The 15,278-nt window shown below is 65.0% G+C and carries 17 protein-coding genes; 15 read left to right on the plus strand and 2 right to left on the minus strand.

The window, feature by feature from the left end:
- Positions 1-65: 65 nt before the first annotated feature.
- Positions 66-518, minus strand: a complete 453-nt coding sequence (locus AC0L3X_RS00260) for a DNA polymerase III subunit chi (protein WP_014495779.1) — start codon at positions 516-518, stop codon at positions 66-68.
- Between the two features lie 6 nt (positions 519-524).
- Positions 525-2,024, minus strand: coding sequence for a leucyl aminopeptidase (locus tag AC0L3X_RS00265; RefSeq protein ID WP_354131210.1), 1,500 nt, complete (start codon positions 2,022-2,024; stop codon positions 525-527).
- Between the two features lie 341 nt (positions 2,025-2,365).
- Here AC0L3X_RS00265 and lptF point away from each other — a divergent pair, with 341 nt between their 5' ends.
- The 15 genes from lptF (at position 2,366) to AC0L3X_RS00340 (ending at position 15,263) form a co-directional block, all read left to right on the plus strand.
- Positions 2,366-3,535, plus strand: coding sequence for an LPS export ABC transporter permease LptF (gene lptF / locus AC0L3X_RS00270; protein WP_354131209.1), 1,170 nt, complete (start codon positions 2,366-2,368; stop codon positions 3,533-3,535).
- Entirely contained in the window at positions 3,532-4,629 is a 1,098-nt protein-coding gene (gene lptG, locus AC0L3X_RS00275) for an LPS export ABC transporter permease LptG (protein WP_354131208.1), read from the plus strand. Before lptF ends, lptG begins: the two co-directional genes overlap by 4 nt.
- Positions 4,629-7,115 (plus strand): LPS-assembly protein LptD, encoded by a 2,487-nt coding sequence (locus AC0L3X_RS00280; protein WP_354122140.1) that lies wholly within the window; start codon positions 4,629-4,631, stop codon positions 7,113-7,115. The genes lptG and AC0L3X_RS00280 overlap by 1 nt, the downstream gene beginning before the upstream one ends.
- A gap of 68 nt (positions 7,116-7,183) precedes the next feature.
- The gene (locus tag AC0L3X_RS00285; RefSeq protein ID WP_208086436.1) at positions 7,184-8,119 is read left to right on the plus strand and encodes a peptidylprolyl isomerase family protein; all 936 of its coding nucleotides are present in this window, start codon (positions 7,184-7,186) and stop codon (positions 8,117-8,119) included.
- The gene (gene pdxA / locus AC0L3X_RS00290; protein WP_473316068.1) at positions 8,119-9,153 is read left to right on the plus strand and encodes a 4-hydroxythreonine-4-phosphate dehydrogenase PdxA; all 1,035 of its coding nucleotides are present in this window, start codon (positions 8,119-8,121) and stop codon (positions 9,151-9,153) included. The genes AC0L3X_RS00285 and pdxA overlap by 1 nt, the downstream gene beginning before the upstream one ends.
- Complete coding sequence (gene rsmA, locus AC0L3X_RS00295; protein WP_063983684.1) at positions 9,153-10,010, plus strand: 16S rRNA (adenine(1518)-N(6)/adenine(1519)-N(6))-dimethyltransferase RsmA; 858 nt, start codon at positions 9,153-9,155, stop codon at positions 10,008-10,010. The genes pdxA and rsmA overlap by 1 nt, the downstream gene beginning before the upstream one ends.
- Before the next feature lie 22 nt (positions 10,011-10,032).
- Entirely contained in the window at positions 10,033-11,091 is a 1,059-nt protein-coding gene (locus tag AC0L3X_RS00300) for an alcohol dehydrogenase (protein ID WP_063983685.1), read from the plus strand.
- Positions 11,092-11,259: 168 nt separating this feature from the next.
- Positions 11,260-11,421 carry a Flp family type IVb pilin gene (locus tag AC0L3X_RS00305; protein ID WP_354131206.1) on the plus strand — a complete coding sequence of 54 codons (162 nt, stop codon included), beginning with the start codon at positions 11,260-11,262 and terminating at the stop codon, positions 11,419-11,421.
- 72 nt (positions 11,422-11,493) lie between these two features.
- Entirely contained in the window at positions 11,494-11,730 is a 237-nt protein-coding gene (locus tag AC0L3X_RS00310; RefSeq protein WP_354131205.1) for a hypothetical protein, read from the plus strand.
- A gap of 242 nt (positions 11,731-11,972) precedes the next feature.
- Positions 11,973-12,683, plus strand: a complete 711-nt coding sequence (locus tag AC0L3X_RS00315) for a Crp/Fnr family transcriptional regulator (RefSeq protein ID WP_354131204.1) — start codon at positions 11,973-11,975, stop codon at positions 12,681-12,683.
- A gap of 48 nt (positions 12,684-12,731) precedes the next feature.
- A complete protein-coding gene (locus AC0L3X_RS00320; protein WP_063983687.1) occupies positions 12,732-12,947 on the plus strand; it encodes a DUF6894 family protein in 216 nt (71 codons plus the stop codon).
- A gap of 106 nt (positions 12,948-13,053) precedes the next feature.
- Complete coding sequence (locus AC0L3X_RS00325) at positions 13,054-13,245, plus strand: hypothetical protein (RefSeq protein WP_354131203.1); 192 nt, start codon at positions 13,054-13,056, stop codon at positions 13,243-13,245.
- A 36-nt stretch (positions 13,246-13,281) separates the two neighbouring features.
- Positions 13,282-13,458: a hypothetical protein gene (locus AC0L3X_RS00330; protein WP_354131202.1), complete on the plus strand. Its 177-nt coding sequence runs from the start codon at positions 13,282-13,284 to the stop codon at positions 13,456-13,458.
- Between the two features lie 60 nt (positions 13,459-13,518).
- Entirely contained in the window at positions 13,519-13,740 is a 222-nt protein-coding gene (locus AC0L3X_RS00335; RefSeq protein ID WP_354131201.1) for a hypothetical protein, read from the plus strand.
- A gap of 176 nt (positions 13,741-13,916) precedes the next feature.
- Positions 13,917-15,263, plus strand: a complete 1,347-nt coding sequence (locus AC0L3X_RS00340) for a caspase family protein (protein WP_247311389.1) — start codon at positions 13,917-13,919, stop codon at positions 15,261-15,263.
- Positions 15,264-15,278 lie beyond the last annotated feature (15 nt).

Genomic DNA, 15,278 nt, shown 5'->3' on the forward strand with positions numbered 1-15,278 from the left:
GCACGAAGGTGACAAAAGCCAGCATCGCCCGAAAAGTGCAAATTATCATTAATTGCAAACGACAGCTAATTCCGGCGCTGCCAACGGCCCCGTTCGTCGGCCTGCCAATAGGTGACATCAAATCCCCGCGCCTTGCAATCCGTCCAGGCGCTCCGGGCAAACGCCAGCGCGTCCGGATCGTCGCCGTTGAACAGCAGCACCATGCGCTCATAGCCCTGCGCGTCCTGCGGCAGCGCGGCGTTGTCGACCAGGAAGCGGACATTGGCGCCGTTGGGATTGTCCTCCTCGATCGCCAGCACGATCGGCTGATCGGCGGCATCGTTCACGCGCCATGTCGCGTGCGGCAGGAAGGAATCGTCGCGGTAGGTCCATAAATGCGCGTCGAGCGCATCGGCGCGCTCCGGCGAGGTCGACTGCACTACGACGCGCCAGCCGCGCTCGAGCGACTTCTCGAGAAGCGGCGGCAACACGTTCTCCACCGTCATGTTTTGCAGATGGTAGAAAAGGACTTCGGTCATCTCAGATCATTTGCGCTCGTAGTGGTCGGCGACCAGACGGTCGAGCAAACGGACACCGTAGCCGCTTCCCCAGCTCTGGTTGATATCGGTCTTCGGCGCGCCCATCGCGGTGCCGGCGATGTCGAGATGCGCCCAGGGCGTGCCGTCGACGAAGCGCTGGAGGAACTGCGCCGCGGTGATCGAGCCGCCGTGGCGGCCGCCGGTGTTCTTCATGTCGGCGAACTGGGAATCGATCAGCTTGTCGTATTCGGGACCGAGCGGCATGCGCCAGACTTTCTCTCCGCTCTCGATGCCGGCCGCGAGCAGACGGTCGGCGAGCTCGTCATTGTTGGAGAACATGCCGGCATGCTCGGTGCCGAGCGCGACCATGATCGCGCCGGTCAGCGTCGCCAGATCCACCATGAATTTCGGCTTGGTCTTTTTGGCCACGTACCAGAGCACGTCGGCGAGCACGAGGCGGCCTTCGGCGTCGGTGTTGATGATCTCGATGGTCTGGCCCGACATCGAGGTGACGATGTCGCCCGGCCGCTGCGCATTGCCGTCGGGCATGTTCTCGACGAGGCCAATGGCGCCGACCACGTTGGCCTTGGCCTTGCGCGCGGCGAGCGCGTGCATCAGGCCGACGACGCAGGCGGCACCGCCCATGTCGCCCTTCATGTCCTCCATGCTGCCGGCCGGCTTGATCGAAATGCCGCCGGTGTCGAAGCAAACGCCCTTGCCGACAAAGGCGACCGGTGCCTCGCCCTTCTTGCCGCCGTCCCAGCGCATGATCACGGTGCGGCTCGGCCGCGACGAGCCCTGGCCGACACCGAGCAGCGCGCCCATGCCGAGCTTGTCCATCGCCTTGACGTCGAGCACCTCGACCTTGACGCCGAGCTTGCGGAGCAGCCCCGCGCGGCGCGCGAACTCCTCGGGGAAAAGCACGTTCGGCGGCTCGTTGACGAGGTCGCGCGCGATGATCACGCCGTCGACGACATGGCCGGCCGAGGCAAACGCCTTCTTCGCCGCGGTGGCATCGCCGACCGCAAGCGAGACGTCGGCGCGCAAGCCGCCCTCCTCGCCGTCTTTCTTTTTCGTCTTGTAGCGATCGAACTTGTAGGCGCGCAGCCGCAGGCCCGAGGCGATTGCAACCGCCTGCTCGCTGGTCATGGCGCCATCAGGAAGTTCCGCGATGATGGTCATGGCAGCGGCCGCGGCCGACAGCTTGCTCGCCGCCACGCCGCCGAATTTGAGGAAGTCGTTCGCCTTCAGGCTCGCCGCCTTGCCGGCGCCGATCACGACCAGGCGGGTGGCCTTCAGCCCCTCCGGTGCCAGGACGTCCAGCGCGGCGCCGCTTTTGCCCTTGAAGCCGGCGGCGGAGGCCGCCCGCTTGACCAGCTCAGTGGCGCCGCCGAGTGCCTTGGCCGTCGCCGGACCGAGCTTCAGAGTGTCGTCGCAGAACACGACCAGAATGCCACGGGCGGCAGCAGACAGCGGGACAAAGCCGACCTTGATGGCATCGGACATGGGTAACTCCTTCAAAACATCGGGCTTTTCGTCGCTGGGCGGACCCGGTCACGGGCCGGAGCTGAACGACGATTCACTGGACTTTCCCCACTATGGGCCACCGGCGCGGTGGCTGCCAAGCACCCCCGTGGCCGCCGGGCCACAACGAGGGAAATATTAACCATATATTGACGGCGCCACGGGGCAGCCATTTTGTTGATGGATCAAAGGGATGGTAGTGAGAGAGTAAGCCGGTGGTAGAGGTGGTTGGCCGACCTTGGGGATCCCCTGATCGGGGATTGGTTGGGCAGCCGGACTTCCGGCCTGCATTGGGGCGCTGGTGGGGATTCGTGCGGTAGCGCATGGGGTCAATCGATAGGTATATCTTCCGCACGACGCTGGCGTCGTTTGCGCTGGTCCTGGTCAGCCTCACCGGCGTGATCTGGATTACGCAGGCGTTGCGCGGCATCGACCTGATGACGAGCCAGGGTCAGACCATCCTGACCTTCCTCGGCATCACCAGCCTCGTCGTGCCAGCACTGGTCCTGATCATCTCGCCGATCGCGCTGATGATCGCGATCTCGCACACGCTGAACAAGCTCGCGACCGATTCCGAGATCATCGTGATGAATGCCGCCGGCTTCTCACCGTTCCGGCTGTTCTATCCGTTCTTCTACGCCACCTGTGTCGTGGCGCTGCTGGTCGCCTTCATCGCGGCCTATCTCGCCCCCGACGGCATGCGGCGGATCAAGCAGTGGGACGCCGAGATCACCGCCGACGTGCTCACCAACATCCTCCAGCCCGGCCGGTTCGCCCAGCTCGACAAGAACCTGACGATCCGGATCCGCGAACGCCAGCCCGGTGGCATCCTCGCCGGGATCTTCATCGACGATCGCCGCGATCCCAACGAGCGCGTCTCGATCGTCGCCGAGCATGGCGAGGTCGTGAAGAACGACAACGGCTCGTTCCTGGTGCTCAAGGACGGTAATCTGCAGCGTTTCGAGGCCGGCAAGCGCGATCCCGCGCTGGTGGCGTTCGGCCGCTACGGCTTCGACATGTCGAAATTCTCGGGCCAGGGTCACGACGTCACCCTCGGCATCCGCGAGCGCTATCTCTGGGAGCTGTTCTCCCCGTCCGAGGACGATCCGGTCTACAAGCAGATTCCCGGCCAGTTCCGTTCGGCTCTGCACGACAGCCTGCTGGCGCCGATCTATCCCTTCGCCTTTGCCGTGCTGACCTTCGCCTTCCTCGGCGCGCCGCGCACCACGCGCCAAAGCCGCAACTTCTCGATCGGCGGCTCGGTGATCGCGGTGTTCGGCCTGCGCATGGCGGGATTCGCCTGCTCGGTGATGGCGGTGAAGTCGCCTGGCCCGGTGCTGTTCCAATACGCGATGGTCCTGGGCGCCATCGGCGTCGGGCTGTGGATGATCATCGGCGGCATCGTGGTCGAGCCGCCGCCCCGCCTCATGGAGGCCATCAACAGGTCGAACGCGCGCATCGCGCGGCTGTTCAGACGGCCGGCCGCCGCATGAGCATGCTCACCAACACCCTCGGGCGCTATTTCGCCGGACGCTTCGTCGTCGCGGCGCTCGGCGTGTTCGCGGGCATCTTCCTGCTGCTGGTGCTGGTCGACTACATCGAGATGGTGCGCAAGACCTCAGGGCTCGCATCCGCCTCCGCGATCATGGTGGCCGAGACCTCGCTGTTCCGGGTCCCGCAATTGCTGGAGAAGCTGACGCCGTTCTGCATGCTGATCGGCGCCATGACCTGCTATCTCGCCCTCTCCCGCCGGCTCGAGCTCGTGGTCGCGCGCGCCGCCGGAATCTCCGCGTGGCAATTCATCTCGCCGGCTCTCGGCAGCGCGCTCCTGATCGGGGTGATCGCCACCGTCGCCTACAATCCGATGTCGGCGAACCTGCGCGAGCTGTCCAAGCGCATGGAAGCCGAGCTGTTCGGCTCGGCCCCCGGCGGCGGCATCCAGGACGCCTCCGGCTTCTGGCTCAACCAGGTCACCAATGACGGCCAGGTCATCATCAACGCGGCGCGCAGCGAGCAGCAGGGCGTCCGGCTGACCGGCCTGACCCTGTTCCGATTCGATACGGACTGGCATTTCAAGGAGCGGATCGAGGCGCGCGAGGCGGCGCTGGAGTCCGGTCACTGGCTGTTCAAATCGGTGCGCCGCTTCTCGCTGGATTCGCCGCCGATCGACCAGGCGAGGTTGGAGATTCCGACGACGCTGACCGAAGCCCAGATCCGCAACAGCTTTTCCACACCCGAGACTGTGTCTTTTTGGCAACTACCGAGCTACATCCGCTCCTCGGAGAGCTCGGGCTTCGCGACAGCCGGCTATCGACTCCAGTATCACAAGCTCCTGGCACAGCCGTTTTTGCTGGCCGCCATGGTGATGCTGGCGGCTTCCGTGTCGTTGCGTTTCTTCCGGATGGGCGGCGTGCAGAAGATGGTTTTGAGTGGCGTGGGCGCAGGCTTTCTGCTCTACGTTTTGTCGAAAGTGACTGAAGACTTGAGCAAGGCTGAGTTGATGCATCCGATCGCTGCGGCGTGGTTGCCCGCGGTGGTGGGCGGCCTCACCGGCTTTTTGGCCTTGTTGTATCAGGAGGACGGTTAGTGACTGCCGTCCATCGAGGGCTCGTGTCTCGTTTGACGCAGCGTACTGTGGTGCGCGCGAACGGATGCGGCTTGTCTATTCGCAGGCTCCTGCTGGCTGTCGCCGCCGTGGCGTCGCTCGGCGGGCTGATGGACGTTGCGGCCGTGACGCCGGCCTCCGCTCAGAGCTTCACCTACAATCCGCTGCCGCCGCGTGCGAAGCCGCCGAAGGTCGCCAACGACAACCAGATGCTGGTTCAGGCGACCGAGGTCGACTACGACTACAACAATTCGCGCGTCTCCGCGGTCGGTAACGTCCAGCTGTTCTACAACGGCACCAGCGTCGAGGCCGACAAGGTCATCTACGACCAGAAGACCAAGCGGCTGCATGCCGAAGGCAACGTCCGCATGACGGACGCCGACGGCAAGATCACCTATGCCGAGATCCTGGATCTCTCCGACGACTACCGCGACGGTTTCGTCGATTCGCTGCGCGTCGACACCGCCGACCAGACCCGCATGGCGGCGAGCCGCGCCGACCGCTCCAGCGGCAACTACACGGTGTTCGAGAACGGCGTCTACACGGCCTGCGCGCCGTGTAAGGACGATCCGAAGAAGCCGCCGCTGTGGCAGGTCAAGGGTGCGCGCATCATCCACGACCAGCAGGAGAAGATGCTGTATTTCGAGACGGCGCAGCTCGAATTCTTCGGCGTGCCGATCGCCTACATGCCCTATTTCTCGACGCCCGACCCGACCGTGAAGCGCAAGACCGGCTTCCTGATGCCGGGCTTCACGTCGAACACGCCGTTCGGCTACGGCGTCGAAGTTCCGTTCTACTGGGCGATCGCGCCCGATATGGACATGACCTTCAGCCCGCGCATCACCTCCAGGCAGGGCGTGCTGTTCCAGGCCGAGTACCGCCAGCGCCTGATGGACGGCGCCTACCAGATCCGAGTCTACGGCATCGACCAACTCGACCCCGGCGCACTCGCCGGCCAGCCCGGCGACCGCCAGTTCCGCGGCGCCGTCGACACCAAGGGTCAGTTCGCGCTGAACGACAAGTGGGTCTGGGGCTGGGACGGCGTCGTCATGTCCGACTACTACTTCTTCTCGGACTACCGCCTGTCGCAATACCGCGATCCGCTGGGCTCGTTCCTGTATCTGCCGACTGACGCATTGTCGCAGCTCTATCTGACCGGCGTCGGCAATCGCAGCTTCTTCGATGCGCGCACGATGTACTGGCTGAGCTACTCGGGCAACCAGAGCCAGGTGCCGATCGTCTATCCCGTGATCGACTATTCGAACGTGCTCAACTATCCGGTGTTCGGCGGCGAGTTCAGCTACAAGACCAACTTCACCAACCTGTCGCGTGACACGGCGGTGTTCGATCCGATCACCACGCTCGCCAATACCGCCAGCCTGTGCACGACGACGTCGGCCGATCCGCTCGCGCGCACGCCGTCGCAGTGCTTGCTGCGCGGCGTCCCCGGCACCTACACCCGCCTCACGGCGGAAGCGCAGTGGCGCAAGTCCTACACCGACCCGTTCGGCGAGATCTGGACACCGTTCGCCAGCCTCCGCGCCGACGCGATCAACGCCTCGATCTCCAACCAGCCGGGCGTGTCGAACTACCTGCCGGTCGGCGACACCCAGGCGTTCCGCCTGATGCCGACCGTCGGCCTCGAATACCGCTATCCCTTCATCAACGTTCAGCCCTGGGGCTCGACCACCATCGAGCCGATCGCGCAGGTCATCATCCGGCCGAACGAGCCCTATGCCGGCAAGTTCCCGAACGAGGACGCCCAGAGTATGGTGTTCGACACCTCGAACCTGTTCAGCGTCGACAAGTTCTCCGGTTACGACCGCGTCGAGGGCGGCGGCCGCGCCAATGTCGGCGTGCAGTCCACCACGCAGTTCGACAAGGGCGGCGCCGTCAAGGTGCTGTTCGGCCAGTCCTACCAGCTGTTCGGCCTGAACTCCTACACGGTCCAGGACACCATCAACACGGGCCTTGATTCCGGCCTCGACAAGCCGCGCTCGGATTACGTGGCGAGCGCCAGCTACTCGCCCAACAGCACCTACACGTTCAGCGTCCGCTCCCGCATGGACGAGCAGACCTGGAACGTGCAGCGCTTCGAGGCGGAAGGCCGCGCCAACTTCAATCGCTGGTCGGTCAGCATGATGTACGGCAATTACGCCGAGCAGCCGGAGCTCGGCTATCTGACGCGGCGCGAGGGCATCCTGACCTCGGGCTCGATCAAGGTCGCGGCCAATTGGGTGGTGACCGGCTCGGCGCGCTGGGACCTCGAGGCCAACAAGATCAACCAGTATGTGCTCGGAGCGGGCTATGTCGACGATTGCTTCGTGCTCGGCGTGAACTATGTAACTTCGTATAGTTACTCTGCGGGCACGGCGCCGCCCGTGCTGAACCACGCGTTCATGTTCCAGATCGGCCTGCGCACGCTGGCGACCTCGACGGGGTCCAGCTCGTCCGCCGGCTACCAATGAACCGTCTGAAATGACGGCCGGGCTCTCCCGAGAGCGAGCTCATCCCGGCTGACATGCGAGCGATAATCATGACGACCCAATTGCCTGTTTTTCGCCTCCTCCTCGCCATCGGTGCCGGGCTGATCCTCACCGGCCTGCCCGCGCCGTCGCGCGCGCAGAACATCGTCGTGATGGTCAACGGCGACCCGATCACCGATTTCGACATCGAGCAGCGCTCCAAGCTCGACCAGCTGACCACGCAGAAGACCCCGAGCCGCCAGGACGTCATCAACGAGCTGATCGACGACAAGGTGAAGCTCAAGGAAGGCAAGAAATACGGCGTCGACCCCGGCATCTCCGACATCAACCAGTCCTACGAGGGCATGGCGCAGCGCATGCGCATCACGCCGGATCAGCTCACCAAGTCGCTCGAGGTCAAGGGCGTCCGCCCCGAGACGCTGAAGGGCCGCATGAAGGCCGAGATGGTCTGGACCAGCCTCGTACGCGGCCGCTTCAAGGAGAAGCTGATGGTCGGCGAGCGCGACGTCGCGCAGGCCGTGCAGGCCCAGACCGGCGACAAGCTCCAGATCGAGGGCACCGAGTACAAAATGCAGCCGATCGTGCTGATCGTGCCGCGCGGCTCGTCCCCGGCGTTCCTGGAGACGCGGCAGAAGGAAGCCGAGACCTATCGCTCGCGTGTCGGAAGCTGCGAGGAAGCCAATTCGCTGTTCCGCTCAACGCCGAACGCCACCATCCGCGACACCGTCACCAAGACCACCGCGGAACTGCCCGAGGCGCTTCGCAAGGTGCTCGACGACACCCAGATCGGCCACCTGACCGCGCCGGAGGTCACCAAGGCGGGCATCGAGATGGTCGTGCTGTGCTCGCGCAAGCCGACCATGATCGACACGCCGAAAAAGCGCGAGGTCCGCGAGAAGATGTATTCGGAGAAATACGAGAAGACCCAGAAGGCCTATCTCGATGATCTCCGGAAAGCGGCGATGATCGAATATCGCAACCGCTGATGGCCAACTTCGCCTTAGAACCTTCCATCAAGCCTTCGAAGCCCCTCGCCCTGACCCTGGGAGAGCCCGCCGGCATCGGCCCCGACATCACGATCGCAGCCTGGCTCAGACGCCGCGAACTGAACCTGCCCGCCTTCTATCTGCTCGGCGACGAGGCCTTCGTCGCTCGCCGCGCCAAGGCCCTCGGCGCCGATATCCGGATTGCCTCGGTAAGCGCCGGCGAGGCCGCAGCCGTCTTCACCGAGGCCCTGCCCGTGGTCGCAACGGGTGAGAGTGCGACAGCCGAGCCCGGCAAGCCCGATGAAGCGAGCGCGCCGGCCGCGCTCGCTTCGATCCGGCAGGCGGTCGCCGACGTCCGTGAAGGCCGCGCCGGCGCCGTCGTCACCAACCCGATCGCCAAGAGCGTGCTCTACCGCTCAGGCTTCCGCCATCCCGGCCACACCGAATACCTCGCCGAGCTCGCCGCGGAGAACGGCCGCGTGCCGCAGCCGGTGATGATGCTGTGGTCGCCGCGGCTCGCCGTGGTGCCCGTGACCATCCACGTCTCCTTGCGCGATGCGCTGGCCCAGCTCACCAGCGAGCTCATTGTCTCGACCGTGCGCATCGTCGCGACCGAGCTGAAATCCCGCTTCGGCATCGAAGGGCCGCGCATCGCGATCTCCGGCCTCAACCCGCATGCCGGAGAGGACGGCTCGCTCGGCCACGAGGAGCAGACCGTGATTGCACCAGCGCTCAAAGCGTTGCGTAGCGACGGCATCGAGGCGAAGGGACCGCTCCCTGCCGACACCATGTTCCACGAGGCCGCACGCAGCACCTATGACTGCGCCGTCTGCATGTACCACGACCAGGCGCTGATCCCGATCAAGACGGTCGCCTTCGACGACGCGGTCAATGTCACCCTCGGCCTGCCCTTCATCCGCACCTCGCCCGATCACGGCACCGCGTTCGACATTGCCGGCACGGCCAAGGCCAATCCGGCAAGCCTGATCGCCGCGCTCAAGCTCGCAAGCCGCATGGCGGCTGCGCAAAGCTGATGAGCGCGATCGACGACCTCCCGCCGCTTCGCGAGATCATTCGCCAGCACGCACTGTCGGCACGCAAATCGCTGGGGCAGAACTTCCTGCTCGACCTCAATCTCACCGCGCGCATCGCGCGTGCCGCCGCGCCGCTCGAGGACTCCACCATCGTCGAGATCGGTCCCGGCCCGGGCGGGTTGACGCGCGCGTTGCTCGCGCTCGGCGCCAAACGCGTCATCGCCATCGAGCATGACGAGCGCGCGATCCCTGCCTTGCAGGATATTTCCGCGCGCTACCCTGATAGGCTCGAGATCGTGCATGGCGATGCCATGACCTTCGACCCGCGTCCGCTGCTCAATGGCGAAAGAACCAAGATCGTCGCGAACCTGCCTTACAACATCGCGACCCAGCTCCTGATCGGCTGGCTCACGACCGACCCCTGGCCGCCCTGGTACGACATGATGGTCCTGATGTTCCAGCGCGAGGTCGGTGAACGGATCGTGGCGCGCGAGGACGAGGAGGCCTATGGCCGCCTCGGCGTGCTCGCCAACTGGCGCTGCGAGACGAAGATCCTGTTCGACATTTCGCCGTCGGCCTTCGTGCCGCCGCCGAAGGTCACCTCCTCCGTCGTGCGGCTGGTGCCGCGCGCAGAGCCCCTGCCTTGCGATCGCAAGCTGCTCGAACAGGTCGCAGCCGCCGCTTTCGGGCAGCGCCGAAAAATGCTGCGACAAAGCCTGAAATCGCTTCAAGCGGATCCCGCTCGCCTTGCCGCGGCCGCAGGTGTCGATGCGACGCGGCGTGCCGAGACCATCCCGATATCAGGCTTTGTTGCCATGGCGCGTGAATTGGCGGATATACGAAAGCAAGCTGGATAACAGGAATTTCGGAGGAAGGAATATGGCGTTGATGCGTCGGCAGTCCCTGGTCAAGTTCGATGCGCCGTTGTGCGAGACCATCGTCGACACGCCGAAGCCGAAAGGCGCCGAAGTGCTGGTGCGCATCGAGCGCTGCGGCCTCTGCCATTCCGACCTGCACATCCAGGACGGCTATGCCGATCTCGGCGGCGGCAAGAAGCTCGACACCACGCGCGGCATGACGCTGCCCTTCACGCTCGGCCACGAGATCGCGGGCGTGGTCGACGAAGTCGGCTCGGACGTGCCGGCGAACCTTGTCGGAGCCAAGAAGGCGGTGTTCCCGTGGATCGGCTGCGGCCAGTGCCGCGACTGCGCCAATGGCGACGAGAACCTTTGCGCGAAACAGCGCTTCCTCGGCGTCTCCATCGACGGCGGCTTCGCCACCCACGTGCTGGTGCCCGACGCAAAGTACCTGCTCGACTACGATCCCCTGCCCGTCAACCAGGCCGCGACCCTGATGTGCTCCGGCGTGACCGCCTACGGCGCGCTCAAGCGCCTGGTCGACCGCCCGCGCCAGCGCAATCTGCTGCTGATCGGTCTCGGTGGCGTCGGCATGATGGGCCTGTCGTTCGCGCAGGCGATGTTCAAGCAGCCGATCACGGTGGCCGATCTCTCGCCGGCCGCACGCGAGACCGCGCTGAAGAACGGCGCAGCCGTCGCCTACGATCCGTCCGAGCCCGACGTGATCAAGCGCATCCTGAAGGAAACCGAGGGCGGCTTCGACGAGGTGGTAGATTTCGCCGGCAATGAGAAGTCGATGGCCTTTGCCGTGGCGGTCGCCGCGCGCGGCGGCAAGGTCGTCGTCTCCGGCCTGATGGGCGGCCAGTTCACCCTGCCGATGGTGCAATGGGTCTACAAGCGCCTGACCGTCGAAGGCTTCATGGTCGGCACGCTCGCGGAAGCCCAGGAGCTGATGGCGCTCGCCCGCGCCGGCAAGATCAAGCCGACGCCGATGCGCGAGGAGCCGATGGGCGACGTCCAGAAATGGATCGACGAATTGCGCGCCGGCAAGGTCGTCGGCCGCATCGTGCTGAAGAACTGACGCGCCGGAACATCTGGACAGGCTTGGCGGCGGGATGAGGTCTCGCCGCCGTTTTTTCCTCCGCCGAATTAGCCCGGAATTGATCCAAGCCCCGGTTCCAAATAGGGGAACCGGCACATCGCGAACTAAAGTCCTCGCCAGCTTTCTCTTTGGAATTCTGGTGAGGCCATGCAGACCATCCGCCGCTTCCTGGCCGATGAAATCGCAGCCACTGCGATCGAATACGGCCTGATCGCAGCCGGCATCGCGCTCGCGATCATCGCCGTGGTCAACAATCTCGGCTCGTCGTTGAAGTTGAAGTTCGGCTCGATCAGCACCTCGCTGAAGTAGCGAGAATCCAGCCCGCGCGCTGAAGGCACGTCGCCGCGCGGAACGGCTGCGGCCACACCGCGTTGGCAGCGCATGTCCATTCGTTGCACCGTCGAAAGCGCATTCTTCATCGCCTGGAGTTTCCTGGAGCAGAGCGGCGAGCTCGGGCCTCCGGACGAGACCGCCAACACCATTCTGGATGCCATCGAAGCGCAGCTCAGGACCGGTGAGCGCCGGCAGTTGATGCTCGCCAACAACGCGATCGGTGCCTACCGCAAGCAGGTGGCCCAAAGCCGCCTCCTGGCCGAACGCCAGATCCGTCTCGGATAAGAGCCCGCGGCGCCCCACAAGCGCTGGCTCATTTGGAGATTCCGTAGTTCTCCGGATGAGAACAAAGTTCGCAGCGTGTCCTGCGGGCAACGCCGGACGGCGCGACGCCTCGCTGCTGCGAACTTTTCGGTTTCCCGCAAACACTTGTGTTCACTTTGGAACTGTCGGTTCCTGCGCGGAAACGTAGGGTTTTTCCTGGAGACGCCGATTCCCGGCCAACGAAGAGCCCAGAGACAAGAAGAGTGACCGGCCGGCCCAGGAACGATCTGCTGCGAAGGCTCAGCGCCCAGGATTTCGAGCTGCTCGCGCCGCACCTGCAATCGGTCGAGGTCGCCGCGAACCACGTTCTGCATCACGCCGGCGACGGCATCTCCGTCGTCCACTTCCCCTGCGGCCCTGCGTTCGTGTCGTTCGCGGTGCCGGTTGAGGATGACCGCGAGGTCGAAAGTCTCCTGGTGGGCCGCGAGGGCGGGGTCGGTCTTTCCGCAGGCCGCAGCCCATCGCCGGCCTTTTCCCGCGTCGTCGTGAAGGTCGGCGGCACGCTGGTCCGCCTGCCGCTGCGCGCGCTCGAGCAGGCGCAGCAGCGATCGCCCAGCATGCAGGAGATTTTTTCGCGCTACGCGGCCTGCCAGTTCGCACAGCTGCTCCAGACAGCGGCCTGCAACGCGGCGCATTCGATCGAGCAACGCGCGGCCAAATGGATCATCGCGGCCCGAGAGCATATCGGCAGCGACGAAATCCGCCTCACCCATGAGCAGCTCGCCGGCATGCTCGGCGTCTCCCGCAGCTATGCCAGCCGCGTCATCCAGACCTTCAAGGCCAGGCGCATCCTCGCGCCCCGCCGCGGTGCCATCCTGATTCTCGATGCGCCGGCACTCGAGACAAGCGCCTGCACCTGCAACGGTGCGGTGAAGAAGCACTTTCGCGAAGTGCTGGGACGCGCGGCGGGCTAGAACGATCCGCGCAGCCGGAACATATTCGCGTGGCCCGCATTGCCCGACATGGCGCGCTACTTCTTTCATTTCGAGGGCCAGCAACCTCACACCGACACGACCGGTGAAACGCTCCTCGACGACGATGCCGCCTGGCGCGAAGCCGTCCGCCTCTCCCGCGACGTCGAGCATGCGCTGCGCCCCGGCGACAGCTGGACGCTCAGCGTGTTTGACGGAAGCGAGCCGGTCTTCGTGCTCGCAATGGTGACACGGCGGTTTCGCTGACAGCCCTTCCCGTCGCCTCCGCACCGATCACATCAGACCACCAATTGGAACGCCGCGAATGTCCCATGCGTTGGCATCTCGTGAGGCAACGACGGAGTCAAAGCCCATGACGAAGCCGCTGACGAAAACGGTCAAGCCTGTTCCCGCGGAGAACCAGAGCCACAAGGGTTCCGGCAGCACGCCGTCAATTCCGCTCGACACCACCAAGGGCCATCGCGACGACGAGAAGCAGAACATTCGCGAGCAGGCCGAGCACGGCAACATCACCCAGAACACCACGAACAGGCGCATGGGATAGTCAGGACCAGGGGGAACGAAGAGAGGAGACACGAACTTGGTCAATCTCGGCAAGTGGTACGATCCGATATCCGAGCGCTGGATCGCACCACGTGAATCACGACTGGAGGAAAAGTCCTCTCATGCAAGCGAGAACCACGTCCTTGAGCTGCAGCGGACCATCGAAGTTCAGCGCATCTGGCGCGCACTTGTCGATTGCTGCGCCCGCGACTGATGCTCTTGCGTGCACGCCGCGGCGGAGTAACCGCCGCCGGCCGCGCCGTTGTAACCCTGCATGAACGATCCCGCATCACCCGCAGGGCCCGTCGCAACCGCGATATGCTATCTGTCTATCATCGTTGGCTGCGCCTGCCTGCTGCTGGCCGCGATCTGCATCGCCATCGCCTGTCAGGTCTTCATCCAGACCGGCGTGTTCGCGCAGTCCTACGCGATGGTGGGGCTGATCGGCACTGCGCTGGGATGTCTGGCGCTGACGCTGGCGCGGGTCTGGAAGTAAACACCGATCCATCCCTCATCATTCCGGCGTGCGTGGCCCGGGATAAGCCCGGGCATGACGGCCTGTAACGCTCCCATGCGATTGCCCTGCACAGAATGTCGCACCGCTTTTCGCCGGCGCGCCGGGCTGGTAGATTGGCGTCATTGCCGTGAAGAATTTTCGCTTTGGGGGTTTTCATGCGCGCGAGGATTTTCAATCGCGTCGTGGGGCTGGCGGCGCTGGCCGCAGCCCTGCTTATCGCCGGGGCGGCGCCGGCCTCGGCCGAGAAGCGCATTGCGCTGGTCGTCGGCAACTCCGCCTACAAGAACATCACGCCGCTCGACAATCCGTCCAAGGACGCGAGCCTGATGGCGGAGACGCTTGCCGCACTCGGCTTCACGCTGGTCGGCGGGCGCGCCCAGCTCGATCTCGACAAGGGCGCAATGGACATCGCGGTGCAGAGCTTTGGCCGGCAGGTCCAGGGCGCCGACGTCGCGCTGTTCTATTATGCCGGTCACGGCGTGCAGGTCGCCGGCTCCAACTATCTCGTGCCTGTCGGCGCCAATCCGACGCGCGAGGCCGATGTCGATTTCCAGATGACCGACGTCAACCTCGTGCTGCGGCAGATGCAGGGATCGGGCACGCGCCTCAACCTCGTGATCCTCGACGCCTGCCGCAACAACCCGTTTGGCTCGCGCGGCCTGCGATCCTCCGACGGCGGCCTTGCGCAGATGCGCGCGCCGGAGGGCACGCTGATCTCCTACGCGACGCAGCCCGGCAACGTCGCGCAGGACGGCAGCGACGGCCACAGCCCCTACACCAAGGCGCTGGCGGCGACGGTCCGGACCGCGGGCCTCGACGTGTTCCAGACCTTCAACCAGGTCGGCCTCGCCGTGAAGCGCGCCACGTCAGGCGCGCAGCAGCCCTGGGTGTCATCCTCGCCGATCGACGGCACCTTCTATTTCGTGCCGCCGACGCAAAGCCCGCCGCCGCAGGTCGCCGCGATGCAGCCCGATCCGCTGCCGGCGGATCGGCTGCGCGCCGATCCCGATCGCGTGCCGCTGCGCGATGCCGCGCTGCTGAGCGAATTGAGCGAGCGGCTCTACGAGCTCAATTTCGATCCTGACACGCCCGATGGACTGACCCGTGCGATCACCAAGCTCCAGCAGCGGATCTCGATGGCGCCGACGGGCGAGGCAACCGAAGGCCTGCTGCTGCGGATGCGCAAGATGGAGGATCTGAAGCCGTGGGGCTCGATCGTGTACGGTCCCGACAGCAGCAAATGGGGCATATCGTGGAACCACGCCTCGCGGCGCGCGGCGGTGGCGGATGCGCGCGGCAATTGCGCCGGCGCCAAATGTCCGATCGAGCTCTCCTTCTACGGCAACCGCTGCGGCGCGTTCGCGATATCAGACAAGTCCTGGTCGCTGGTCCAGCGCGACAGCATCCAGCACGCCAGGGATGCCGCGCTTGACGAATGCGGCAAGGCTGGCAAAGCTTGCCGCATTATCGGATCCGTCTGCGCCGACGGCTCCGGCCGCTGATACCTTTTTCATTTC

The sequence above is a fragment of the Bradyrhizobium sp. MI1.7 genome (genome assembly GCF_055811795.1).

Coding starts and splice junctions, on each gene's coding strand:
- AC0L3X_RS00305 (WP_354131206.1), top strand. CDS start 11,260: ATGCAGACCATCCGCCGCTTCCTGGCCGATGAAATCGCAGCCACTGCG.
- AC0L3X_RS00335 (WP_354131201.1), top strand. CDS start 13,519: ATGAACGATCCCGCATCACCCGCAGGGCCCGTCGCAACCGCGATATGC.
- AC0L3X_RS00265 (WP_354131210.1), bottom strand. CDS start 2,024: ATGTCCGATGCCATCAAGGTCGGCTTTGTCCCGCTGTCTGCTGCCGCC.
- AC0L3X_RS00320 (WP_063983687.1), top strand. CDS start 12,732: ATGGCGCGCTACTTCTTTCATTTCGAGGGCCAGCAACCTCACACCGAC.
- rsmA (WP_063983684.1), top strand. CDS start 9,153: ATGAGCGCGATCGACGACCTCCCGCCGCTTCGCGAGATCATTCGCCAG.
- AC0L3X_RS00325 (WP_354131203.1), top strand. CDS start 13,054: ATGACGAAGCCGCTGACGAAAACGGTCAAGCCTGTTCCCGCGGAGAAC.
- lptG (WP_354131208.1), top strand. CDS start 3,532: ATGAGCATGCTCACCAACACCCTCGGGCGCTATTTCGCCGGACGCTTC.
- AC0L3X_RS00260 (WP_014495779.1), bottom strand. CDS start 518: ATGACCGAAGTCCTTTTCTACCATCTGCAAAACATGACGGTGGAGAAC.
- AC0L3X_RS00300 (WP_063983685.1), top strand. CDS start 10,033: ATGGCGTTGATGCGTCGGCAGTCCCTGGTCAAGTTCGATGCGCCGTTG.
- pdxA (WP_473316068.1), top strand. CDS start 8,119: ATGGCCAACTTCGCCTTAGAACCTTCCATCAAGCCTTCGAAGCCCCTC.
- AC0L3X_RS00310 (WP_354131205.1), top strand. CDS start 11,494: ATGTCCATTCGTTGCACCGTCGAAAGCGCATTCTTCATCGCCTGGAGT.
- AC0L3X_RS00285 (WP_208086436.1), top strand. CDS start 7,184: ATGACGACCCAATTGCCTGTTTTTCGCCTCCTCCTCGCCATCGGTGCC.
- lptF (WP_354131209.1), top strand. CDS start 2,366: ATGGGGTCAATCGATAGGTATATCTTCCGCACGACGCTGGCGTCGTTT.
- AC0L3X_RS00340 (WP_247311389.1), top strand. CDS start 13,917: ATGCGCGCGAGGATTTTCAATCGCGTCGTGGGGCTGGCGGCGCTGGCC.